Raw genomic sequence first — 25160 nt, 5'->3', positions numbered from 1 at the left:
AAAACAAATATTGCAAAAATGGTTGCGACTGTAAACAGAATGAATATCATAACGAGAATTATTATCAATCATGGAATGAGGTACATCTATGCGTGCTCTGCTCCGCGCCGCCGGTACAGACGTTGCAGCCCAGTGTTTTTTAAACGCCCTGTTGCGCGAAACGAAGGACTGGCGCTATCACTCCGCTACCGATGCGGATGCGCTATCTGAGATCCATATCCCGCTTTCCCAAACCCAGGCGCTTCGGGTGCCGGTACGCTATTTCTCTCCCACCCAGCATCATCAGTACCGTTTCCCGGCAACGCTTATTCAGAGCAACAGCGACCGCAGTAACGCCGTCACATTCTCTCAACTGGTTGATTTAATTCTTGAAAAACCGTCCGTAAAAGGCTCGCTGGATGCCGATACGCTGGCGCGTTTTAAGCAGCGCGTTCTCGAGAGCCATGTCCACACCTGGCAGGCGATTGATTTACGCCACGGCTGGGCAACCCTGCGCGATAAGCCGCTGACGTTTGCCGACGCGGAACAGGCACTGCTGGTCGGCCATGCGTTTCATCCGGCACCGAAGTCGCACGAGCCGTTCAACGAAACCGAGGCGCGTCGCTACCTGCCTGATTTCGCCTCCCGCTTCCCGCTGCGCTGGTTTGCCGTTGAGAGCACGCTCGTTGCCGGCGACAGCCTGAACGTCTCCCTGCGTGAACGTCTGCTGCGCTTTGCGGCCCAGAGCGCGCCCGAGCTGCTCGGCCACTTCACCGACACCCGCTGGCTGCTGCCGATGCACCCGTGGCAAGCCGACTATCTGCTGGAGCAGGACTGGTGCCAGCGTCTGGCGGAAAACGGTTCACTGCAGGATCTGGGTGAAGCGGGCGCACAGTGGCTGCCCACCAGCTCCTCCCGCTCGCTGTACAGCGAGACCAACAGCGACATGATTAAGTTCTCCCTCAGCGTGCGCCTGACCAACTCCGTGCGCACGCTGTCGGTGAAAGAGGTGAAGCGCGGCATGCGCCTGGCGCGTCTGGCAAAAACGGAACGCTGGCAGGAATTACAGGCGCGCTACCCGACCATGCGCGTGATGCAGGAAGACGGCTGGGCGGGACTGCGCGATGGCAGCGGCGTCATTCAGGAAGAGAGCCTGATGGCACTGCGCGTTAATCTGCTGTTCGATAGGCCAGACACCCAGACCAACGTGCTGGTGAGCCTGACGCAGGCCGCGCCGGACGGCGGTGACAGCCTGCTCGCTGCGGCGGTGCGCCGTCTGAGCCAGCGTCTTGATTTACCGCTCGCCCAGGCCGCCCGCTGCTGGCTGGACGCCTACTGCGACCGCGTATTGCTTCCGCTGTTCAGCGCCGAGGCGGACTACGGTCTGGTCCTGCTGGCGCACCAGCAAAATATCCTCGTTGAGATGCAGCAGGATTTCCCGGTCGGGCTGATCTATCGCGACTGCCAGGGTAGCGCGTGGTCCGAAAGCGCCGACGCGTGGCTGAAAGAAGCTGGCGAAACTGAGGTGGAAAACCGCTTTGGCGAGAGCCAGCTGCTGCGCTACTTCCCTTACTACCTGCTGCTGAACTCTACCCTTGCCGTTACCGCCGCCCTTGCTGCCGCCGGTTTTGACAGCGAGGAGAGCCTGATGTCCCGGGTGCGCGACGCGCTGGCGGAACTGCGCCGCACGGCGAAGCAGACCCGCTGCCTCGACTACGTGCTCGGCAGCCCGACCTGGAACTGCAAAGGCAACTTCTTCTGCTACCTGCACGATCGCAATGAAAACACCATCGCCGATCCGGCGGTGATCTATTTCGACTTTAGCAACCCGTTCTACAAGGAGAATGCGTGATGGCTATCGCGAATATCGTCCATTCCGGCTATGGCTTTCGCTGCACCGCAACGGATCGCGCGCTGCCGCTGGCGTTGGGTCTCGACGGCAGCGCGGTGCTGGAGCGTCTGAAGGGGATCCCGGACGGCTGGCTGGTGGAAGCCCTGGATCAGCTGTTTGTGGCCGCCCCCGCGCTGACCGGCATTACGTTGCCGTGGGCGGACTGGCAGGATGAACCCCAGGCGCAGGCGCTGTTTGGCCTGGCCCACGGTGATTATCTGGCGCGCAATGCCTTCTGGCAGTTGCCGCTTTGGCTGAAAGGCGAACGGCATCAGGCGAGCGGCGGAATGCAGTTTGACGAGAGCCGTCAACTGTACTTCCCGCTGCGCCCTCGCCGCCCGCAGGGTGAGGTGTATCGCCGTTACGATCCGCAAATTAAGCGCACCCTCAGCTTCCGCGTGGCCGACGTGGCGCTGGACGGCGAACGTTTTACCCGCTGGATGAACAACCCGCGCGTGAATGCCTTCTGGGAGATGGCAGGCCCGCAGGCCGAGCAGGAAAACTACCTGCGCCGTCAGCTCGACTCGACCTACTGCTACCCGGTTATCGGCTGCTTCGACGACCAGCCGTTCGGCTATTTTGAACTCTACTGGGCGGCGGAAGACCGCATTGGCCGCCACTACCGCTGGCAGCCATTTGACCGCGGGCTGCACATGCTGGTGGGCGAAGAAAACTGGCGCGGTGCGCAGCATATCCGCAGCTGGCTGCGCGGTCTGAGCCACTATCTGTATCTGGATGAACCGCGTACCACGCGGATTGTTGCCGAGCCACGCTTCGACAACCAGCGCCTGTTCCGCCATCTGGACTCTGCCGGTTTCGACACGGTGAAAGAGTTCGACTTCCCGCATAAACGCTCGCGTCTGATTATGAGCCAGCGTCACCGCTTCTTCAGCGAGGTGGGCCTGTGAACGCGCTCTGGGAAAAAGTGAACCGCGAGATGGTGGCGAAGATCCTCGCCGAGCTGGAGTATGAACGCACCCTGCGCGCCGAGCCGCTTGCGTCTGACGCCTGGCGTATCACCATGGGCAACGAGTCCTGGCAGTTTTGCGCCACGCGCGGGATCTGGGGCTGGTTGCATATCGACCCGGACAGCCTGACCACCGCCAGCGGTGCCGCCGTGGAGGCGGAGAGCGCGCTGCTGCAGCTGGCAAAGGTCCTGGAGATGAGCGACGCCCAGACGGCGGAGCACATGGAAGATCTCTACGCCACGCTGCGCGGCGACATACAGCTGCTGCAGGCGCGTGACGCGCTGGACGCGGACGCGCTGATCCACCTCGACCCGGACGAATTACAGTGCCTGATGCGCGGTCATCCGAAGTTTATTTTCAACAAAGGTCGCCGCGGCTGGGGTCTGGACGCGCTGCGTCAGTACGCGCCTGAGTATCGCGGACGTTTTCGTCTGCACTGGGTTGCCGTTCAGCGGGAGCATCTGGTCTGGAGCAGCGACGTCGATTGCGATATCAGCGCCCTGCTGGCCAGCGCCATGGACAACGCTGAGCGCGCCCGCTTTGACGCCCGCTGGCAGGCGCTGGGTCTCGACGAGAGCTGGCTGCCGGTGCCGCTGCACCCGTGGCAGTGGCAGCAGAAAATCGCCATTCATTTCCTGCCTCAGCTGGCGCGCGGTGAGATGGTTGAGCTGGGCGAGTTTGGCGATGAGTATCTTGCCCAGCAGTCCCTGCGCACGCTCACCAACGCCAGCCGTCGCGCGCCGTATGACATCAAGCTCCCGCTGACGATCTACAACACCTCCTGCTATCGCGGTATTCCGGGCAAATACATTGCCGCCGGGCCGCTGGCCTCGCGCTGGCTGCAGCAGCAGTTCGCCAGCGACGCCACGCTTGCCCGCTCTGGCGCGCAGGTGCTGGGTGAGCCCGCTGCTGGATACCTGTCGCACCCGGGCTATGCGGCGCTGCCGAAAGCACCCTATCGCTATCAGGAGATGCTGGGCGTGATCTGGCGCGAGAACCCGTCCTGCTATCTGCAGGACGGCGAACAGGCGCTGCTCCTGGCTGCGCTAATGGAAACCGACAACGCCGGGCGTCCGCTGATCGACGCGTGGATCAGCCGCTCCGGGTTAAGCGCCGACGCATGGCTGGAAAAACTGTTTGAGGCATCGGTGATCCCGTTCTATCACCTGCTCTGCCGCTACGGCGTGGCGCTGATCGCCCACGGCCAGAACGTGACGCTGGTGATGAAGGACTACGTCCCGCAGCGCATCCTGCTGAAGGATTTCCAGGGCGATATGCGCCTGGTGGACGAGGATTTCCCGCAGGCGCAGAGCCTGCCGGAGCAGGTAAAAGCAGTGACGGCGCGCCTGAGCGCGGATTACATCATCCACGACCTGCAAACCGGCAACTTTGTGACGGTGCTGCGCTTTATCTCACGCCTCACGCTGCAAAGCGGCGTCAGCGAAACGCGCTTCTATCAGATCCTCGCCGGGGTGCTGCACCGCTATATGGCCGCGCACCCCGAGCTTGCAAAACGCTTCGCCAAATTCGATCTGTTTAAGCCGCAGATTATTCGCGTGATCCTTAACCCGGTCAAACTGACCTTCTCCAAACACGACGGCGGCAGCCGCATGCTGCCGAACTACGTCACCGATCTTGATAACCCTCTTTTTCTGGCCTCCCGGGAGTCCGCGCAATGAAAACCTATGATTTCATCGGCATTGGTATCGGCCCGTTTAACCTCAGCATCGCCGCGCTGGCGGAAGGGCTGGACGGCTTTAGCTCGCTGTTTCTTGAGCGTAAACCGCACTTTTCCTGGCACCCGGGGATGATGGTGCCGGACTGCCACATGCAGACCAGCTTCCTGAAGGATCTGGTCAGCGCCGTAGAGCCCACCAACCGCCACAGCTTCCTGAACTACCTGGTGCAGCGCAAAAAGTTCTATCGCTTCCTGACCACCGAGCAGCGCACCGTCTCCCGCGAGGAGTTTGCGGACTACCTGTGCTGGGCGGCGGACAACCTCACCAACCTCGCCTTCAGCCAGCAGGTACAGCAGGTGAGCTTTGATGAGAAAAGCGGCCTGTTTGAGGTGGTGACCCAACGCGACCGCTTCCTGGCGCGCCACGTCTGCGTAGGGATCGGTAAGCAGATCAACCTGCCTGACTGCGTCACCGTGCAGGACGATACCTGCTTCCATGCCAGCGAGATGATGCTGCGTACGCCGGATCTCGCGGGCAAGCGCGTCACCGTCGTCGGCGGCGGCCAGAGCGGCGCCGACCTGTTCCTGAATATTTTCCGTGGCGAATGGGGCCAGCCGCTGAGCCTGAACTGGGTCTCGCGCCGCAACAACTACAACGCGCTGGATGAAGCCGCCTTTGCTAACGAGTATTTCACGCCGGAGTATGTGGACAGCTTCTCCACGCTCGGTGAAGAGGCGCGTCGTCAGATGCTGCACGAGCAGAAGATGACCTCCGACGGCATCACCACCGAGTCCCTGCTGGCGATTTACCGCGCCATGTATCACCGCTTCGAAGTGCTGCGTGAAAAACCCTGGGCGCACCTGATGCCGTCCCGCTCGGTGACGGCCCTGACGCGTCAGGAAACCGGACATCGCCTGAGCATTCAGCATCACCTCGACGGCGGCCACGAGCAGCTGGAGAGCGACGTGGTGATTTTCGCCACCGGCTACCGCGCCGTGCAACCCGCGTTCCTCGCGCCGCTGTCTCACCGCCTGCATCTGGATGCGGACGAAGCGTTCTGCATTAACAACGATTTCACCCTCAAATGGGACGGCCCACAGAGCAACCGCCTGTTCGCCGTGAACGCCGGGATGCACCGTCTCGGCATTGCCGAACCCCAGCTCAGCCTGATGGCCTGGCGCGCGGCGCGCATTCTGAATCGCGCACATGCCGACGAGCCGTTTGAGCTGGCCACCACCCCTGGCGTTATCCACTGGCGAAGCACCACCAGCCCGGAGAACAGTCAGGTTTTTAAATCATTAGCAAAAACCACCGAGTACTGACACACACAATCAGGGTCAACATAACAATGAAACGTTCTCATCTTTGGGTTTTAAATCCTTGCTTGCTTGCAATGCTTTCTACCTCTGCGTGGGCGGAAGAACAAAAGGAAGAAAATATCGTGGTCTCCGCCAGCCGTGCGCACCGCAGCGTGGCGGAGATGGCGCAGACCACCTGGGTCATTGAGCGGGCTGAAATTGAGCAGCAGGTTCAGGGCGGGAAAGAGATTAAAGAAGTGCTGGCGCAGCTGATCCCGGGTATGGACGTCAGCAGCCAGGGACGTACCAACTACGGCATGAACCTGCGCGGCCGCTCCATGATGGTGATGGTGGACGGCGTGCGCCTGAACTCGTCCCGCAGCGACAGCCGCCAGCTCGACTCTATCGATCCGTTCAACATTGACCGTATCGAAGTGATCTCTGGCGCCACCTCGCTCTACGGCGGCGGCAGCACCGGCGGCCTGGTGAACATCGTCACCAAAAAGGGCCAGCCTGAGACCGAAGTCGAGTTCCAGACGGGTGCTAAAAGCGGGTTTAACAGCCACAACGACCATGATGAGAACGTATCGGCAGCGGTCAGCGGCGGCAACGATAACGCTTCCGGTCGTCTGTCGGTGTCGTATCAGCGCTACGGCGGCTGGTATGATGGCAACGGCGACGAGGTGATCATTGATAACACCCAGACCGGCTTACAGTATTCCGACCGTATCGATGTGATGGGCACAGGCACCCTCAATATTGACGATCACCAGCAGTTGCAACTGACCACTCAGTACTACAAGAGCGAGTCCGACGGCAAGCATGGTCTCTATCTCGGGAAGAACTTCTCGGCGGTCACGGGGGATGCGACCGCGTACAACAAAGGTAACCTCGATTCTGACCGCGTGCCGGGTACCGAGCGCCATCTGATCAACCTGCAATACTCCAATACCGACTTCTGGGGCCAGGATCTGGTCGCGCAGATTTACTATCGCGACGAGAGCCTGACCTACTATCCGTTCCCGACCCTGACCAAAGGCGTGGTCAGCAGCATCGGCGCGTCGCAGCAGAAAACCGATTTTTACGGCGGCAAGCTGACGCTGAACAGCAAGCCGGTGGACGATTTAACGCTGACCTGGGGTATGGATGCCGACCACGAAACCTTCGACGCCAACCAGCAGTTCTTTAACCTGAGCAAAGCTGCAGCGAGCGGCGGCATGGAGCTGGATAACGCCTACAACGTGGGCCGCTACCCGGGCTACAGCATCACCAACCTCGCCCCGTTCCTGCAGGCCAGCTACGATATTGACGCCATCACCCTGAGCGGCGGCGTGCGCTACCAGTACACCGAGAACAAGGTAGACGATTTTGTCGGTTACACCCAGCAGCAGGCCATCGCTACCGGGAAAGCCACCTCCGCCGACGCGGTGCCGGGTGGGAAAACCGATTACAACAACTTCCTGTTTAACGCCGGGATCCTTGGTCGCCTGACCGAACAGCAGCAGGTGTGGTTTAACTTCTCTCAGGGCTTCGAAATTCCGGACCTGGCGAAGTACTACGGCTCCGGGACCTATCAGCTCAGCAACGGTCACTATCGCCTGCTGAACAGCGTCAACGTGAACGACTCGAAGCTGGACGGTATCAAGGTCAACGCTTATGAGCTGGGCTGGCGCTACACCGGGGATAACCTACGCACGCAGGTTGCGGCGTATTACTCGCTCTCGGATAAAACCATCACCATCAACAAGACGGACATGACCATCAACCTGGAAGACGACAAGCGTCGTATCTACGGGGTAGAAGGTCAGGTGGACTATTTCTTCACCAACAGCGACTGGAGCACGGGCGCGAACTTTAACGCCATTAAGTCTGAAACCCGCGAAAACGGGAAATGGGAGAAGCTGACGGTCGACAGCGCCAGCCCGTCGAAAGCCAGCGCGTGGGTCAACTGGGCGCCGGGCGACTGGACCCTGCGCGTACAGAGCACCCAGACCTTTGACGTCTCTGACGCCGACGGCAAGAAGATCGATGGCTACAACACGGTCGACTTCCTGGGCAGCTACGCCCTGCCGGTGGGTAAAGTCAGCTTCAGCGTGGAAAACCTGCTGGACAAAGACTACAGCACCGCCTGGGGCCAGCGCGCGCCGGGGCTGTATAGCCCAACCTACGGTGCACCGGGTCTGTATACCTACAAAGGCCGCGGACGGACGTTTGGTCTGAACTACTCCGTTCTGTTCTAATCCTGCGCGCCGCCTGCGGGCGGCGCATTTTGCTGTGTAATTTCGAAGCGAATTTACTATAAAATCAGCGATTTGCTGAAATTGTCGGCAAACGAACGAAAAGTGCGTTTTCACCCTTTGACAAGGCGTAGTGAGGTCGCTACTATGCGCCTCGTTCACACGATTCCTCTGTAGTTCAGTCGGTAGAACGGCGGACTGTTAATCCGTATGTCACTGGTTCGAGTCCAGTCAGAGGAGCCAAATTTGAAAAGCCTGCTTTTAGAGCAGGCTTTTTGCTTTTCTGCGTCTCTGATGTTAACTCAGAATCGCATCCAGCCTGGCAATCACCTTAATCTCAAACTTAAATCCGTACAGCCACGTCACGCCGATCCCGGTCAACGTAGGGTAAGGCGCTTCACCCCAATATTCTGGCAGGATACGCCAGATAGCGTCGAGGTTTGACTCAGGATCGACGACGAAGAGGGTAACGTCAACCACGTCACCGAACGTGCAGCCCGCAGCCGTGAGAACAGCATTAAGGTTATCGAAGGCCAGCCGGACCTGCACGTTGAGATCCTCTTCAGGCGACCCATCCTCCCGGCTACCCACCTGCCCCGAAACAAACAGGAAGCCGTTAGATTTGATGGCGGGTGAATACCGATTGCGCTCATAGAGCGCCTGCCGTCCGAACGGAAAAACGGCTTCGCGTGTAGTCATGTTTGTACCTTTGTAATGGGGCGAAATCTGCCTTGTGAACATAAAGACACTTTACAGGTGCCATCTCGGGCGGATAAACAAGCGACTTTGTCCATCATTGTTTGTAATATCCAAACAATCGGCGAAAAGAGAGGACAAGGGATGGATCGTTTCGATGCGATGCGCGCCTTTGCTCGCGTGGTAGAAGCAGGCAGTTTCACAAAGGCTGCCCAGACGCTTCATATGAGCAAAACCACGGTGACACAGCTTATTCAGCAACTGGAAGCGCGCCTGCGCGTCAGGCTGCTTCATCGCACCACCCGCAGGCTCGGCGTCACGCCTGATGGCGCGGTCTACTACGAGCGCGTCATTCGCCTGCTGGCGGACATGGAAGATGCTGAAAACAGCCTGTCCAGTTCGGCGATGACGCCCAAGGGACGGCTACGGATAGATGTGCCCACTCCTCTCGCTCGCCTGGTGCTGGTACCCGCGCTACCGGCTTTTCACGCACGCTACCCTGATATCCAGTTCGACATGGGCGTCAGTGACCGGGTGGTGGATCTGATTGGCGACAACGTGGATTGCGTCCTGCGCGGTGGCGAAATCAACGACCAGTCCCTGATCGCGCGCCATGTCGGCGATTTGCAAATCGGTGTTTACGTCGCACCGAGCTATGTGGAACGCCTTGGCGCCCCTGCGCATCCGCGTGAGCTGGAAAACACCGACCATCGCATAGTGGGATTCTTATCCTCACGCACCGGTAAGATTGATCCTCTGGTACTGCACAGCGAGAGTGAACATATTGAAATCACGGGCAGCTATGTCCTTGCCGTGGATGATGGCAATGCTTACCTCGAAGCTGGGTTAGCGGGATTAGGCGTAATTGCGCTACCCGTCTATATGGCAGAGGCGCATCAGGCTTGTGGTTCCTTGATTCGGCTGTTCGAACATTGGCGTATTAAGCCAATGCCCCTGTACCTGGCATTTCCGCCTAACCGCCATGTCAACGCCAGACTGCGCGTTTTTATTGATTGGATCGTTGAATTGATGCAGCAGCATGTCCCAAATTCCAATAATAAGTCGCTATATCCCAACCTCTGATTCGCTCATCTGAGTATTGATTTATCTCCAGCCGTAACCAAAATTAAAAATCACCTCCCCGCTCTGCCACCGGAGCGAAATCATCTCGGGTAAGACCACGAACGCTGGAGGCCAGAGCGTCACGGTTACAGCATACTTTCTTTACTGAATCCGTTAATTATCGCGCTACCGGAATATGCCCTCTCCTACTGGTTCCTCTTATGTATTCCACTGCTAAATATAATGATCAATATCAATAACACATAACTATCATTTAGCATTAATTGATCGACAAAATCTATTAATTACATTCCGTGTGACATTCATCACAAAACAGGGTCGCTCAACGTTTATTATTTACTCCATAGCAAAGCATATAGTTAAGTTACAAAAGAAAACCTATCAACTGGTAATTTTTATAACGTAATACAATCTTTGGAGGGAATTGTTTTGCCATGGAAAGATCCATCATCAAATGCATTTTTTAGCTGGATTTACATAATATTATTCGGCGCATGGGGAGGACTTGTTAGATATCTCCTTGACGTTAAGTCTGGCCAGTCAGGAAGAAGTTTATTTTCGGCAATAGCACAAATTATTGTGTCAGGATTCACTGGTGTGCTTGCCGGATTGATGTCACAAAGCCTTGGAACGGTATTTCACACTTCGCTTGCCGTCAGCGGTATATCAGGTGCCATGGGCGTTGTTGCCCTTAATTATTACTGGAAAAAAATCTCTGGAGACAACAATGAACAATCATGAATTTAGCAAAACGACTGAAAAGAACCTTAAAGGCGTACATAAGGATCTTGTTGATGTGATGAGAAAAGCGTTGAAATTATCACCTGTTGATTTCGGTATTTCAGAAGGGTTAAGAAATCAAAAGCGACAGCTTGAGCTGCTGGCAGCAGGAAAATCATTAACGTCGAAAAGCAGGCACTTAACGGGACACGCCGTTGATGTATTCGCTGTCATAAACGGCACAGCATCCTGGGAGTTTAAACATTACCAGACCATTGCCACGGCTGTGTTTCAGGCCGCAAAAGAGTTATCTGTTGATGTTGAGTGGGGCGGTAACTGGACGGAAATAAAGGATGGCGTCCATTTTCAGCTCTCACGAAAAAGGTATCCTGAATAGGAACTAAATATTTACCAGGTCTATTCTCGCAGAGAATACGGCACACCAGTATTTACTGTATTATTAACCACACCATGCTTATTCAGTTATTTTACAAGAGGAGAATTACAATACAAAACTGCTTTTAATTACCACAGCACTACATTATTCGTCAGGTGTTTATTGGCTCGCTATTTTTATTGGCGATGCTTTATTACGCTGACTAAAAACATATTTCATTGAACGTTACAAAAAGGAATACAATCATGACTATTACTTATGTTAAAACTGAACTTGCACCGTCCGACAACCAGCTCGCTGCATATCTTTATTTTACCTCAGATACGCCAGTAAGCTACTCTTACACTGTATCTAAACGGACGACCAGCCCAACCAGCGTAGATTTTAACTATACATCGGACCTGATTTATGGTGCTTCTCAAACCATAAAAATCCCTGTTATTGGCCTTTACGCGCAATATGCAAACAGCGTCCAGGTCGTGTTTAAGGATGAAACCGGAGCTGAAGTTTTCAATCAAGCATTCACCGTTAGCACGCTGGATCAGGTTTATGATACATCCGTTATTTTCCATCTCGATATTGAACAAACCAATCCTGCACTATTTACCTCTGTATGGGGAAACAGCCTGTTAATGGAATCAACAGGCCGTGGTTATGACCGAAATGGTGATCTACGTTTTAACTTTGTATCGGTTTATCATCTCCAGCCTTTGCGAATTCACAATGGCTACCTCTATACCGGTAGCGATGAAGATATGTCGTGGTACGGTCGTCGCTTTTTCAAAATTGACATTATGGGTAATGTCGTCCTGGAATTCGACCTGCGTGATGCAGATGGCAATCACTATGCAAATACTCACGATGTAGTCTGGGATTCAGCGGGTGACATTTATATGTTTGGTACCGATAGCCCTAACCGGCTCAGCAATACGATGGCACAAGATGCTCTGGTGCTAAAATTCAACGATCAGACAGGGAAAATGATTTGGGCGAAAAACTATACCAGTGAATATAGTGGCTCTCAAATCTTGAATAACAATACCTCTAATGATGTTCATTTTAACTCTCTCACATGGATTGCAAGCAGCCCAAATAACGAAGAAGCCGTTATTGTCCACTCTCGCACAACGAGTACTACTTTTGGCATCTCTATTGTTGATGGTAGTATTTTGTGGACAATCAACACAGGTAATTTCAACCCTCAATTCCCGGCAATTCAAGAGACTATTCATATTGATAACTCGGGTATTACTCACTATGAAAATGGTGCACATACGGTGTGCATCACTAATAACAGCGCATTTTCAGAATATATCGATCCTGGCGTAGGGAAATTTGTCTTATCAGTATTTGATAATAGATCTTGCCTTGATACAGATGGAAACCCTGTTATACGCCCGATGAATGACGCGCCAACAACCGATCCCTATGTAACAGATCCCGCTCGCATTCTATTCTATGCTGTAGATCTGGCAGCCAAAACCGCTGTGGAAATTCACGCTCCTATTGAATTACCAACAACCCCTATCGTCCAATGGACTGATTTTATGGGAAGTGTGTTTGATCACGATGACTACTTCGTTATTTTTACCTGCCACGCTCGTTCATTCTTTATCAGCGATGTGGACGGTAATATGATTGCCACTATCTACGATGTGATTTCTTTACCTGATGGTGCGCCTCAATTCCCTGGGGAGGCCTATCGTGCAAGATTGTTTAACGAAACGGAGCTTACTGACGTAATCACTACGGCATCCATTCATGCAAACTTATAAAAAGATGTAATTATAATATACAAACGCAAGTGATCATCAGGCTTTAATAAGCAATTGATCTCTCTGTATATGTAAAAGACCACCTTCTTAGAAGGTGGCTTTTGAGAATGCCCCCTGTAAGGGGGGCTATTGTCTCTTTCTCCTTACTACTCTAGCAATTCCATCTGCTGTTCGTGGGTTTGTTCCGTTTTCTCCTGATGCCGCACGTATCTTCTGATAATTTCCTCGTTCACCCCGACCGTATCCACAAAGTAGCCACGCGACCAAAAACGGTTGCCCCATAACTTCTTTCTTATGTGTGGAAAACGGTTGTACAGCCTGATGGCGCTGCGCCCTTTCAGGTGCCCCATCAGAGTTGATATCGAGATTTTCGGTGGGACGATAACTACAAGATGTACATGATCTGGCTGAACATTTAACTCCAGTACCTCACACTCTTTTATTCCGTAGAGAATGTAAATTGTTCTGTAAAGTTCCTTGGCCAGCTTGTCCTTCAGGATCCTGAAACGGTACTTTGGCGTCCACACGATGTGGTATTTGCAACGCCAATATATATGTGATGAACTTCTGTAAAGCCCCATGTCGGTTTGTCTCCTTTTACTTGTGGTGAGTAAGCAGAGATATTCCGGCATGGGCATTCTTCAGGCTATAGCCTTACAGGATCAATCACCACCTCCCTAGGAGGTGGTTTAGGGGTGACAATTAAAAGGGTTCATGTATCTACATGAACCCTTAACGATATAGACGACGTATTTAGAACCTATCTCGCAATTTTATCGTTATAGTCATGCGTCAGAGAAAGAAGAACCTGCGTTACACGCCCAGCAGAGAGTTTGGCACTATGGGTAAAATTCGTTTGTTTGTATAGCCAATGGATAAAGTGCCTGCTGGCCGTTAAAGAGAGCATTTTTGCATTATTGATATCACCACCGGTTAACGGGCAAACCATCTTGAAATTTTTGCCCTGCCCCCAAAGCTGCCACTGCGTTTGCCACCAGCCGTGCTGTGTTGTTCTCTGAAAATTCCAGGGAATATCGCTCTCACCCTCATTGATTTCCTCTTCTATAAACCAAAGCTCACCTTGCCGCTCGCGAAACAGATCTGCCCAGGCGGTAATGACGGCTCCCCGAAGAAAGCATTCGTGTGAAATAACGTGCATTTTTACCTCAGGAAAAAGGATGTTCAGCACGCGAAAATGTCCGTGAGCGGCAATAACGGGACGCAGTATCGCACCTCTGGCATTACGTTTGAGTGCCGCACTGCCATACTGAATTTCATCAAACTGGCTCCGATGTAGAAATTGCATTTCACGCATATCAACACGACTGACAATATCATGATGATGCAGATCGGGTTCACGCTTTCCGCGCCAGCAATACCGCAGGCTTTCACCAATATCATGCTGAGTAAAATTTGTGGAAAGATGAACAATATGACCTCGGTCAGCATCGAAGCTAAGCAGAACATACAGTTTCTGTTCAGCACGACTTCCCTGGAACGGGACAATGAGTGGAACCGTTTCAATGCGCTCTGGAGGTACTCTTTCTCTTTGTTTTTGCTGTTTGGGTGTCCAGACTTTCCTGCAAGTTCGGCACTGAACGCGCTGTGTCCCCTGTGGGTTATAACCATAGCAAATAGTTTCCAGGCTATAACATTCAGGACAAAAATAACCGTTTTCTGAAGCATAGACACTTAAGTGCGCAGACAGCCATTCATTAAACTGTTGCTCATCAAAAAGCGGAGGATAACTCCCGCACGCCCGACAGTGCAAGGCCGGAAACCCCAGCCTGTAGTCTGGCCAGCTGTAATCTGCAGAGGCTGATATAGGTAGCCCTAAATTTCGGCAACCAAACGATTTGCAGGTATTAATTGTGAACAGAGCCAATATAATTCACCAACGATTTTAAGAGGTCGCTAATTTTGCCTCATAACTGTGGATTGATTGTGTGAGCAGACTCGCATAAAAAATGCTTTCAGAACGTAAAGTAACGCATCTTTATATAACTGAAAGGAACGGGTTATGAATATAAAAGCGGTTACCGCAGGTATTTTTTTGGCATTACCATTTTGGGCCAGCGCCAAGGATGTCACGCTTATTTACACCAACGATCTCCACGCGCATGTGGAACCTTATAAAGTTCCCTGGATTGCTGACGGGAAACGCGATGTTGGGGGTTGGGCTAATATCACCACTCTGGTGAAAGAGGAAAAAGCCAAAAGTAAAGCAACATGGTTTTTTGATGCGGGTGACTATTTTACGGGCCCTTATATTAGTAGTTTAACGAAGGGAAAGGCTATTATTGACATTATGAATACCATGTCGTTTGATGCTGTCACGATGGGTAATCATGAATTTGATCACGGCTGGGATAATACATTATTACAGCTTAGCCAGGCGAAATTCCCTATTGTACAGGGCAACATATTCTATCAGAACAGCAACAAATTATTCTGGGATAAGCCTTATACCATCATCGAAAAAGATGGCGTGAAAATTGGCGTCATTGGTTTACACGGCGTGTTTGCTTTCAATGATACCGTTTCTGCGGCAACGCGCGTAGGTATTGAAGCTAGGGATGAAATTAAGTGGCTGCAGAGCTATCTCGATGAACTGAAAGGAAAAGTCGACCTGACCGTATTGCTGGTCCATGAAGGCACGCCGGCGCGTCAGTCCAGTATGGGAGGGACAGACGTACGCCGTGCCCTGGATAAAGATATTCAAACGGCAAGCCAGGTGAAAGGTCTGGACATTCTGATTACGGGACATGCGCATGTCGGTACGCCGGAACCGATTAAAGTCGGCAAGACGCTGATCCTCTCGACCGACAGCGGCGGTATTGATGTGGGTAAACTGGTACTGGACTACACGAAGCCGCATCAGTTTACGATGAAAAAATTTGAGCTTAAAACCATTTATGCAGATGAGTGGAAGCCCGACCCGCAGACGAAACGGGTAATCGACGGCTGGAATAAGAAACTTGATGAAGAGGTTCAAAAAACGGTGGCGCAGTCGCCGGTTGAATTGACGCGTGCGTATGGTGAATCAGCCTCGCTGGGAAATCTGGCTGCGGATGCTTTGCTGGTGGCTGCGGGTAAAAATACACAGCTCGCCTTAACCAACTCGGGGGGGATTCGCAATGAGATCCCGTCTGGTGCGATTTCAATAGGCGCTGTGATCAGTACGTTCCCCTTCCCTAACGAACTGGCCACGATGGATCTCACGGGTAAACAGTTGCGTACGTTGATGGAACATGCCGCAGGCCTAACTAATGGCGTTTTGCAGGTATCAAAAGGCGTGGAGATGAAGTATGACAGCAGTAAACCCATCGGCCAGCGGGTCGTCGCATTTACCCTTGATGGTAAACCGATTGAGGATGCGACAGTCTATCACATTGCCACCCAGAGCTTCCTTGCCGACGGCGGAGATGGTTTTACCACATTTACCGAGGGTAAAGCACGTAATACAACAGGCGGTTACTACGTTTCTAACGCGGTGATCGATTACTTCAAAGCGGGCAATATCATTACGGATGAACAGATCAACGGCATGCGCGTTGTTGATGTGAAAAAATAATAGTTTATTCCACCGTACATCTTAAAAGGGTTCATACATCTTCATGAACCCTTATTCAAGCTATTACCTTTTTTCAAAGGATCTGATTATGAATGAAAATACAAAGCTTAGTCTGATGACATTGTGCCTGTCAGCAATGCTAACCGCATCAGCTATTGCTAAGGATGTGACAATTTATTATACCAATGATCTACATGCCCACGTCTCTCCTGGAAAAATTCCAGCCGTCGATAAAGAACGTGCAGTGGGCGGTTTTGCTAATATCGCGACCATCGTTAACGATGCTAAGAAAAAAAATAAAGATGTCTTTTTCTTTGATGCGGGTGATTACTTTACCGGCCCCTATATAAGCACACTGACCAAAGGTGAAGCCATTATTGACATAATGAACGCTATGCCTTTCGATGCTGTATCAGTGGGGAACCATGAATTTGACCATGGCGTTGATAATATGGTTAAGCAATTGTCAAAAGCAACGTTTCCCGTTTTGCTGGGTAATGTTTTTTATACTAACAGTGATAAACCTGTCTGGAATAATCCCTGGACGATTGTGGAAAAAGATGGCATTAAAATTGGCGTCATTGGGGTGCATCAAAAATTTGCCTTTTATGACACTGTTGCGACAAAGGCTTACGCTGGCTCAGAGGCGCGTGATGAGGCACCTTATATTCAAAAAGGTCTTGATGCGTTAAAAGGCAAAGTGGATATCATCGTGCTACTGGTTCATGAAGGTACGCCCGCGCGTCAATCAAGTTACGGGAATAAAGATGTAGCCAGAATGCTGCAAGCTGATATCGATACCGCAAAGAAATTTAAGGGTATTGATGTATTAATCACTGGGCATGCTCATGTAGGTACACCAGAGCCCATTAAAGTTAATGACACGCTTGTTGTTTCAACAGATGCGTATGGTACTGATATTGGTAAATTAGTCCTGGATTTTAACCCTCAAACTAAAAAAATTGAGGGCTATAGCGGTAAATTAATCACTGTATTTGCCGACGAATACAAGCCAGATCCTAACGTTCAGGCCAGGATTGATGAGTGGAATGCTAAGCTGAAAAGTATCACTGACCAGATTATTGGGTCGACAACGGCCCCCTTCACTCGCTCTTATGGTGAATCATCACCTGTTGGTAATTTAGTCATTGACGCCATGATGACCAAAGCGCCTGACGCCGTCGTGGGATTACAAAACAGCGGAGGATTGCGTGCTGATTTCCCACAAGGAAATTTACGATATGGTGATGTCATTACTACCTTCCCATTTAATAACGAACTGGTTGAAATGGATCTCACCGGAAAAGATCTCACTGACTTGATGACTCATGCAACGAATCTTACCAATGGCGTGTTGCAAGTATCTAAAAGCGTTCATGTTGAATACGACAGCAAAAAACCGCTGGGTAAGCGGATCGTTAAATTCACGATTAATAATCAACCGGTAGATCCAACCAAAACATATCGGGTTGCTACACACTCGTTTTGTGCGACGGGTGGGGATGGATTCGAGGCATTCTTAAAAGGCACGAATGTCAAAACGATCAACAGCACTACCTCTGCCGAGTCGATTATTGAGTATGTCAAGGCGCATAGCCCATTGAAACCCGATCTTGAAAAGAGAGTGGTCGATGTAAGCGCAGCTAAGTAGTTTCAATAACATAAAAAGTCTTAATTAACAAATCTCTGTGGAAGGAACCCCTACGTATGAAAAAAATAAAACATATATTGTCAGGCGCTTTTATGCTTTTACCCACGGTAGCATTGGCAGACACCGGTAATAATGAATACCTGTCAGACTGGTGGCATCAAAGTATTAATATCGTAGGCAGCAACTCAACTCGTTTTGGGCCATTAAAAAGAGCGGACTTATATCCAGAGTATCGTGCATGGGCGCATGTCGATTGGTTTGATTTCTATGGCTATGCAGACTTACCTAAGTTTTTTGGTATAGGCAATGATAATGATATCGGTATTTGGGATAATGGCTCTCCCTTTTTTATGGAGATAGAACCGCGTTTTAGCATCGACAAGTTGACGGGGCTCGACCTAAGTTTTGGTCCATTCAAAGAATGGTATTTTGCCCACAACTATATCTATGATGCAGGAACGAATGCAGGACAGCGCCAGAGCACATGGTATATGGGGATAGGAACCGATATTGATACGGGGCTACCGATGACGTTATCTGCAAACATCTATGCCAAGTATCAAGGAAACAACTACAATGCAGCCAACGAAAACGAGTGGGATGGGTATCGCTTCAAAGTCAAATATGTCATCCCTATTACAACACTATTTGGTGGGAAACTCAATTACGTCGGCTTTACCAATTTTGATTTTGGTTCAGACCTTAAAGAAGAGTCAGGCGGCGAGCAGCAATTCTACTCCCGGACCAATAGCTCTATTGTTTCCACCAATGTACTCAGTTTAGTTTATACCCACTGGAACTATGGCGCCACCCTTCGTTATTTCTATCATGGTGGGCAATTTGACGAAGGGAGTAAAGCATTTAGCAGCGACGGAGACATCACCACTATAGATTCAACGGGGTGGGCATACTATTTAACTGTGGGTTACGCTTTTTAAATATCACTGCAAGGGATTAACCATGAAGATAAAAACAATTGCCGCAGGTATTCTGTTAACGTTGCCATTCTGGTCCTGCGCCAAAGATGTCACTATCATTTATACCAATGATCTCCATGCTCATGTTGATACTTACAAACTCCCGTATGTCGCAGACGGTAAACGAGCAATTGGAGGATTCGCTAATATCACCACTTTAGTCAAACAGGAAAAATCCAAAAATAAAGCCACATTCTATTTTGATGCAGGCGACTATTTTACCGGGCCATATATCAGTACTCTGACTAAGGGTCAGGCGATTATTGATATTATGAATACCATGCCCTTTGATGCGGTATCAATTGGTAATCATGAGTTTGACCATGGCTGGGATAATCTCTTGCGACAATTGAGCAAGGCAAACTTCCCGGTACTGTTGGGGAATGTGTTCCATAAGGACAGCGAGAGACCTTTCTGGAACAAACCGTACACTATCCTGGAAAAGGATGGCGTTAAAATTGGCGTTATTGGGCTGCACGGCGTGTATGCGTTTAATGACACCATCTCAGAGCTCTCGATCCAGGGGCTCGATAATGATAAAAACAACCGCTTTGATAAATCAGCCGCAGCCCTCAAAAATCAGGGAATTGAAGCTCGCGATGAGGTGAAATATCTGCAGCATTACCTGGATGAGTTACGGGGTAAAGTTGACGTCACCGTTGCGCTCGTGCATGAAGGTGTTCCGGCACGTCAGTCCAGTATTGGGAGTACAGATGTCAGGCGTGCACTGGATAAAGATATTCAGACCGCCAGTCAGGTCAAAGGTCTTGATATTCTCATCACCGGACACGCTCATGTTGGCACACAGGAACCGATCAAGGTGGGGAATACGCTAATCCTGTCTACTGACAGCGGTGGTATCGATGTCGGTAAGTTGATACTTGACGTTGAACCTGGGGCGAAAACCAAAAAAGTAAAAAGCTTTGAACTGAAAACACTTTATGCCGATGAATGGAAGCCCGATCCAACAACACAGAAAGTTATCGATGGCTGGAATAAAAAACTCGCGGATATTGTGCGTCAGCCAGTGGGTGAATCGCCGATCATGCTGACCCGCGCTTATGGCGAATCATCACAACTGGGCAACGTGTTTACGGATGCAATGCTTGTCGCCGCGCCGAATGCACAGATTGCGCTGATTAATTCCGGTAGCTTACGGGCCGATCTCAACGCGGGCCCGATTACCTTTGGCGACATTACCAGTATATTCCCCTTCAAGAATGAGCTTACAGAGATGGATCTCAGCGGTAAGGATCTGCGTAATCTGGTGGAGCATGGAGCATCGCTCACGAATGGCATACTGCAAATGTCAAAGGGGGCTGAAATGCATTATATGCCGCAGAAACCGGCCGGTAAGCGCGTAGTATCTTTCACAATTAACGGCAAAGAGATTGCCGATACGGAGACGTACCATGTTGCTACGACAACATTCCTTGCTTTAGGAGGCGATGGTTTTCTGGCATTTAAAGAAGGGAAAAATGTTCAAGTCCGTGCCGGACACAATATGTCCGATGTGGTCATTGACTATCTGAAGTCAGGGCACAAAATTATTCCTGCACAAGTTAATGAAATGCGGGTTGAAGCCAGTAAGTAAAAAATTAATGATGCCATTCATTTATGTTTATGGATGGCATCAATTTTATATAAAGATGGAAAATTGCCCTATGACGGAAAAACACTTAACTGCACTCTGTAATTTACACTGTGCACATTGCTCCCATCTCCATAAAACGCGACTACCTCCGGAATACCAAACGTGTTCAATGGACGAAACGACGCTTAAGCAATATATTCGTCAGAAAATTGATGCATGGAAAACTGACGATGTGCATTTTTCCTGGCAGGATAGTACATCACCTTCTTATAGTTTACGTTTTTTTAAACGCATCATTAACTTACAACAGCGATTTGCACAAGGCAAAAATATTATTAATACATTGCTTATCAATGCTACTACATTAGATGATGACTGGTGTGAATTCTTCAAAAAGAATGATTTTCTTATTTGCATTTCGGTAGATGGTGATAGTCAGTCATGCGACGGGTTCAGCAAAACGATGTTTGAAAGCCCAGTAACTAATATGATTGAAACAAACGTGAGGTTACTGCAAAAACACAATATTACATTCGATACGCTTACCGTCATTAATAACATAAATAGCCAGCAACCGCTGCGAATCTATCATTATTTGAAGCATCTTGGCAGTCGTCATATGCGGTTTATTCCCTTCCTTAAACCGCTTGAACAAGGTGGTGTGGATGCGCAAAGCCTTGACCCCGCCGCACTGGGCACTTTTTTGAAAACGATTTTTTATACCTGGATACGTCTTGACATTGGAACAATTCACGTACCCATGTTTGAACGTGCATTTGCTTCGTGGTGTGGGTTATCTGTGCCGACCTGTGTTTACGCCTCATATGAGGATGGCGAGTCAGCGCTGAAAATAAACGAGGATATTTATCAATGCGATCGTTTTGTTAATCTGACACTGGCAGAAGAATGTACGCGGTGCAAAATGGAATTCGCCTGCCATGGCGGTTGCACACAAGATCGCATAGCACTTTCCCGGAGTGGGGTTCCGCAGCTTAATTATTTTTGCGAAAGTTATCAGGCTTTTTTTACTTATGTTGAACCCTATATGTTGATGATGAGGGCTTTGTGGGAACAAAACTATGCGCCTTCCGATATTCGTCAGTATTTGGCCTGATATAGTTCTTAAGTTGCAGAGAGAAGGATATTGCAGCCCGGTAGACGCAGCGCCACCGGGCAAAACCGCACCTAAATCTGATAATCAATCGCCACTTCTTCCGGCTCCATGACCTGACGTTTAATCTCATCAACGGACAGCCCGGCGTTGCAAAGTTCGATAAAGCGCCACACATAGTTACGCTGCAGCTGTCCACGCTTCAGGCCAAGCCATACGGTATTGGCGTCAAACAGGTGACGCGTATCAAGACGCACCAGGTTCCCGTCTTCGCGTTCTCCGCTGGACTGTTCCGCCACCAGACCAATGCCCAGCCCCAGCTCGACGTAGGTTTTGATCACGTCAGAATCCTGCGCGCTCAGCACGATGTCCGGCGTTAACCCTTTACGGTTGAAGGCTTCATCAATACGCGAGCGTCCGGTGATCCCCTGGCGGTAGGTAATGAGTGGCCATTTCGCAATGTCTTCCAGCGTCAGGGGAGAAACCTGATTCAGCGGATGATCGACCGGAAGTAATAAGCTGTGGTACCAGCGGAACCAGGGGAAAGCCACCAGCAGCGGGTCGTTGCTCAGGCGTTCGCTGGCAATGCCGATATCCGCCCCACCGTTTTGCAGCAGCACTTCAATTTCCTGCGGCGTGCCCTGGATAAGCTCCAGACGGACGTCAGGGAAAAGTTCGCGGAACGCTTTAATCACCGGCGGCAGGCTGTAGCGCGCCTGGGTGTGGGTGGTGGCGATGGTGAGCACGCCCGAGGCGTCATTGGTGAAGAGATCCGCCAGGCGACGCACGTTGCTGGCCTCGTTGAGGATCCGCTCAGCGATGGTGAGCAAAGCCTTACCCGGCTCCGTCATGCCGAGCAGCCGCTTGCCGCGACGGATAAAGATCTCTATACCCAGTTCCTCTTCCAGCTCGCGGATATGGCGGCTGACGCCGGACTGGGAGGTATAAAGCATATTGGCGACCTCGGTCAGGTTGTAGTCCCGCCTGGCCGCCTCACGGATAATTTTAAGTTGCTGGAAATTCACGATTCACTCCGGCGCATCTGACATAGCTCTATTGTTAGAGTCAGCCGAGCTGCAGAACAAATAATAAAAACCAGCATCTTATGCTTTTATGGAATATCAGCTCACGAGCTGGAGTTCACGGTTCTCAAGCGATGGCTTGCTGACCAGTGACATCAAAATCTCTTTTACCGCCTGCGCCTGTGGCGACAGCGAACCGCGTGCGGACATGTTCAGCGACAGCGGCAGGCTCATGGAAGGCGTGGTGATCCGCGCCATCCAGCCGTTTGCCGCACTGCACAGCGAGCGTGCTGCGGATTCCGGCAGAACGGTGACCCCCATGCCGCTGGCAATGGCTGCGGTCAGCGTGGAGATCGAGTCGATTTCACCGATAATTTTGGCCGTCAGGCGGCGAAGGGAGAACGCTTCGTCCACGCGCACGCGCACGGCGCTGTAGTCGCGCGGCAGATAGAGGTTCATTTCTGCCACGGCGGTAAGGTCGACGCTCTGGCCCGGGCAGTCGCGGGTGCCCACGAGGTAGAGATCTTCTTTCAGCAGCGGCTGGCTGGTGATCCCGGCAACCGGAGAGCGATCGTAAAGGACCGCCATGTCCAGCTGGCCGTTGAGCAGTTTGTCATTCAGTACGGACCCGCTGTTTTCGTGCAGATAGACCAGCACTTCAGGCAGCTCAGCGCGGACGGCCTGCAGAAGCGGCATGGTAATGGACGATGCCGCCGTACCCGGCGCCAGCCCGATGGACACGTGTCCGCTCAGGGTCTGGCCCACGTTATTCACCGCCAGCTGCGCCTGTTCACACTGGCGAAGAATGGTGCGCGCATGGGTATACAGGATCTTACCGGCTTCCGTTGGCGTGACGCCGCGTTTGGTGCGGATCAACAGCTGCTGATCCATCTCGCCTTCCAGAGTAGCCACCTGCTGGCTCAGCGCAGGCTGCGCGATATGCAGCACTTCTGCCGCTTGAGTCAGGCTGCCGATATCGACGATTTTTACGAAGTATTTCAGTCGTCTTAAGTTCATTTTGCCCCCTGTTCAAAATGCTGTGCCGGAACCGGCTGTCGTTGTTGAACAGGTTTTGCAATATGAATGCCACTTTTACCAGGCGGTCTGAATTGGGCGCTAAGCGCCTGAAAATAAGGAAACCTAATCATGGAGGGGGGTTTTATTACCGAAACAGCAGTTTATGATCTGCCCCATTAGAGGTATACCCGCACCAAAGCGGTGCATTCCGCTGTCAAAAACATCACTTTGCCGATTTTGTCAGCAAACGATCAAAAGGCGGCGATCCACCCTTTGACAAGGTGAACGCAGGTCGATAATATGCGCCCCGTTCACACGATTCCTCTGTAGTTCAGTCGGTAGAACGGCGGACTGTTAATCCGTATGTCACTGGTTCGAGTCCAGTCAGAGGAGCCAAATTTGAAAAGCCTGCTTTTAAAGCAGGCTTTTTGCTTTTCTGCCCAAGGTAAATGCAAAACGGCAACCTGGTTGCCGTTTTTAGTGTTTGCTCCCTCTCCCGTGGGAGAGGGATGGGGTGAGGGCACCAGCCCGCACTAAGGCTTCACATGCCGATTTTAACCGGCATCCCTGACCGCCGTTCCAGTTCGGCTCCCGCCCCCTCGTTTACCAACTGCGTCCGCTGCGCGGCTGACATTGGCAGAGGCACTTTCCGGGTCGATTCAAACTCCGCACGGTTACGTGATAATGGCTCGTGAACCTCCACCCAGCGGCTGCCGTCCGGTTCCGTGGTGACTTTAACGGGCCGATCGATAAGCTGTACGCGGGTTCCAACGGGGACATTATCGAAAAGGTATTTGATGTCGTTATTGCGCAGACGAATACAGCCCTGGCTCACCCGCAGTCCGATGCCGAAATTCGAGTTTGTGCCGTGTATGGCATACAGCCTGCCAATATAGATGGCATACAGACCCATCGGGTTATCCGGTCCGGCGGGCACGAAGGCAGGCAGCGTTTTCCCCTCTGCCGCATAGGCACGGCGCGTATTCGGCGTCGGAGACCAGGTTGGCCCCACCTGTTTACGCTCAACGGCCGTCACCCAGTTACGCGGAGTTTCACGCCCGGCCTGACCGATGCCGATGGGCAGCACTTCAACGGTGTTGCCGCCTGGCGGGTAGTAGTAAAGGCGCATTTCTGCCGCGTTAACGATAATGCCCTCGCGGACGGTGTCAGGCAGAATCAGTTGCTGAGGTATTACCAGCCGGGTGCCGGATTTGGGTAAAAAAGGATCCACGCCCGGGTTTGCTTCCAGCAGGTTGCTCAGCCCCTGACCGTAGCGCGCGGCAAAGGCTTCCAGAGGCAGCGTATTGTGCTCGGGAACGGTGATGATAATCGGGGCTCCCACCAGACGACTGCCTTCCGGCGGTAGCGTATAGGTTACGGCAAACGCACCGGGGGCAACGGCACACAGCGTAAGGACGAACCAGGTAAGTCTAATCATAGTTTCCTATGCTCAAAAAAGAGAAAGCCCGGTCTCAGGCAGGCTTTCTCAGT

Annotated in this window: 20 protein-coding genes and 2 tRNA genes; 16 read left to right on the top strand and 6 right to left on the bottom strand. The window is 51.7% G+C overall.

The features are described from left to right. The first annotated feature begins 88 nt into the window (after positions 1–88). The 6 genes from CWR52_RS20610 to CWR52_RS20585 all read left to right on the top strand — a co-directional run bounded on the left by CWR52_RS20610 (position 89) and on the right by CWR52_RS20585 (position 8295). Entirely contained in the window at positions 89–1831 is a 1743-nt protein-coding gene (locus tag CWR52_RS20610) for an IucA/IucC family protein (protein WP_104950606.1), read from the top strand. Further along, positions 1831–2778 (top strand): GNAT family N-acetyltransferase, encoded by a 948-nt coding sequence (locus CWR52_RS20605; protein ID WP_104950605.1) that lies wholly within the window; start codon positions 1831–1833, stop codon positions 2776–2778. The genes CWR52_RS20610 and CWR52_RS20605 overlap by 1 nt, the downstream gene beginning before the upstream one ends. Next, positions 2775–4517 (top strand): IucA/IucC family protein, encoded by a 1743-nt coding sequence (gene iucC, locus CWR52_RS20600; protein ID WP_104950604.1) that lies wholly within the window; start codon positions 2775–2777, stop codon positions 4515–4517. The genes CWR52_RS20605 and iucC overlap by 4 nt, the downstream gene beginning before the upstream one ends. Further along, on the top strand, positions 4514–5839 hold the full coding sequence (locus CWR52_RS20595) for a lysine N(6)-hydroxylase/L-ornithine N(5)-oxygenase family protein (RefSeq protein WP_104950603.1): 1326 nt from the start codon (positions 4514–4516) through the stop codon (positions 5837–5839). The genes iucC and CWR52_RS20595 overlap by 4 nt, the downstream gene beginning before the upstream one ends. 26 nt (positions 5840–5865) lie before the next feature. Then, entirely contained in the window at positions 5866–8055 is a 2190-nt protein-coding gene (locus CWR52_RS20590; RefSeq protein WP_104950602.1) for a TonB-dependent siderophore receptor, read from the top strand. 164 nt (positions 8056–8219) lie between these two features. Further along, a tRNA-Asn gene (locus CWR52_RS20585) sits at positions 8220–8295 on the top strand. Between the two features lie 54 nt (positions 8296–8349). On the opposite strand, the gene CWR52_RS20580 is transcribed toward CWR52_RS20585, so the two are convergent. After that, the gene (locus CWR52_RS20580) at positions 8350–8751 is read right to left on the bottom strand and encodes a RidA family protein (protein ID WP_104950601.1); all 402 of its coding nucleotides are present in this window, start codon (positions 8749–8751) and stop codon (positions 8350–8352) included. A 141-nt stretch (positions 8752–8892) separates the two neighbouring features. Here CWR52_RS20580 and CWR52_RS20575 point away from each other — a divergent pair, with 141 nt between their 5' ends. The 4 genes from CWR52_RS20575 (at position 8893) to CWR52_RS20560 (ending at position 12723) form a co-directional block, all read left to right on the top strand. Continuing rightward, positions 8893–9831, top strand: a complete 939-nt coding sequence (locus CWR52_RS20575) for a LysR family transcriptional regulator (RefSeq protein ID WP_104950600.1) — start codon at positions 8893–8895, stop codon at positions 9829–9831. 429 nt (positions 9832–10260) lie between these two features. Beyond that, a complete protein-coding gene (locus CWR52_RS20570; RefSeq protein WP_414650395.1) occupies positions 10261–10572 on the top strand; it encodes a phage holin family protein in 312 nt (103 codons plus the stop codon). After that, positions 10559–10948: a M15 family metallopeptidase gene (locus tag CWR52_RS20565; RefSeq protein WP_104950598.1), complete on the top strand. Its 390-nt coding sequence runs from the start codon at positions 10559–10561 to the stop codon at positions 10946–10948. Before CWR52_RS20570 ends, CWR52_RS20565 begins: the two co-directional genes overlap by 14 nt. A 245-nt stretch (positions 10949–11193) precedes the next feature. Next, a complete protein-coding gene (locus CWR52_RS20560; protein ID WP_104950597.1) occupies positions 11194–12723 on the top strand; it encodes an aryl-sulfate sulfotransferase N-terminal domain-containing protein in 1530 nt (509 codons plus the stop codon). A 146-nt stretch (positions 12724–12869) separates the two neighbouring features. Here CWR52_RS20560 and tnpA read toward each other — a convergent pair whose 3' ends face one another. Both tnpA and CWR52_RS20550 read right to left on the bottom strand, forming a co-directional pair. Next, a complete protein-coding gene (gene tnpA, locus CWR52_RS20555) occupies positions 12870–13304 on the bottom strand; it encodes an IS200/IS605 family transposase (protein WP_104950596.1) in 435 nt (144 codons plus the stop codon). A gap of 179 nt (positions 13305–13483) precedes the next feature. Further along, positions 13484–14611 (bottom strand): cytoplasmic protein, encoded by a 1128-nt coding sequence (locus tag CWR52_RS20550; RefSeq protein ID WP_104950595.1) that lies wholly within the window; start codon positions 14609–14611, stop codon positions 13484–13486. Between the two features lie 132 nt (positions 14612–14743). Between CWR52_RS20550 and CWR52_RS20545 the strand changes: the two genes are divergently transcribed. The 5 genes from CWR52_RS20545 (at position 14744) to CWR52_RS20525 (ending at position 21633) form a co-directional block, all read left to right on the top strand. After that, on the top strand, positions 14744–16297 hold the full coding sequence (locus CWR52_RS20545; protein WP_104950594.1) for a bifunctional metallophosphatase/5'-nucleotidase: 1554 nt from the start codon (positions 14744–14746) through the stop codon (positions 16295–16297). Positions 16298–16412: 115 nt separating this feature from the next. Continuing rightward, entirely contained in the window at positions 16413–17948 is a 1536-nt protein-coding gene (locus CWR52_RS20540; RefSeq protein WP_414650404.1) for a bifunctional metallophosphatase/5'-nucleotidase, read from the top strand. A gap of 56 nt (positions 17949–18004) precedes the next feature. Next, positions 18005–18886, top strand: a complete 882-nt coding sequence (locus CWR52_RS20535; RefSeq protein WP_104950592.1) for a nucleoside-specific channel-forming protein Tsx — start codon at positions 18005–18007, stop codon at positions 18884–18886. 22 nt (positions 18887–18908) lie between these two features. Continuing rightward, on the top strand, positions 18909–20519 hold the full coding sequence (locus tag CWR52_RS20530) for a bifunctional metallophosphatase/5'-nucleotidase (protein WP_104950591.1): 1611 nt from the start codon (positions 18909–18911) through the stop codon (positions 20517–20519). Between the two features lie 7 nt (positions 20520–20526). Further along, entirely contained in the window at positions 20527–21633 is a 1107-nt protein-coding gene (locus tag CWR52_RS20525) for a radical SAM protein (RefSeq protein WP_348982979.1), read from the top strand. A gap of 71 nt (positions 21634–21704) precedes the next feature. On the opposite strand, the gene cbl is transcribed toward CWR52_RS20525, so the two are convergent. After that, positions 21705–22655, bottom strand: coding sequence for an HTH-type transcriptional regulator Cbl (gene cbl, locus CWR52_RS20520; RefSeq protein WP_028013741.1), 951 nt, complete (start codon positions 22653–22655; stop codon positions 21705–21707). A gap of 96 nt (positions 22656–22751) precedes the next feature. Continuing rightward, positions 22752–23669, bottom strand: a complete 918-nt coding sequence (gene nac / locus CWR52_RS20515; protein ID WP_008499475.1) for a nitrogen assimilation transcriptional regulator NAC — start codon at positions 23667–23669, stop codon at positions 22752–22754. 320 nt (positions 23670–23989) lie between these two features. On the opposite strand from nac, the gene CWR52_RS20510 reads away from it, so the two are divergent. Continuing rightward, positions 23990–24065: transfer RNA gene (locus CWR52_RS20510), tRNA-Asn, on the top strand. Between the two features lie 145 nt (positions 24066–24210). On the opposite strand, the gene ldtA is transcribed toward CWR52_RS20510, so the two are convergent. Further along, on the bottom strand, positions 24211–25107 hold the full coding sequence (ldtA, locus tag CWR52_RS20505) for a L,D-transpeptidase (RefSeq protein ID WP_104950589.1): 897 nt from the start codon (positions 25105–25107) through the stop codon (positions 24211–24213). Between the last annotated feature and the right edge of the window lie 53 nt (positions 25108–25160).

The organism is Enterobacter sp. SGAir0187, assembly GCF_002952735.2.
GTDB lineage: Bacteria > Pseudomonadota > Gammaproteobacteria > Enterobacterales > Enterobacteriaceae > Enterobacter > Enterobacter quasiroggenkampii.
The sequence above is the reverse complement of the archived record's forward strand: the minus strand, read 5'-3'. Positions and strand labels throughout refer to the sequence as shown.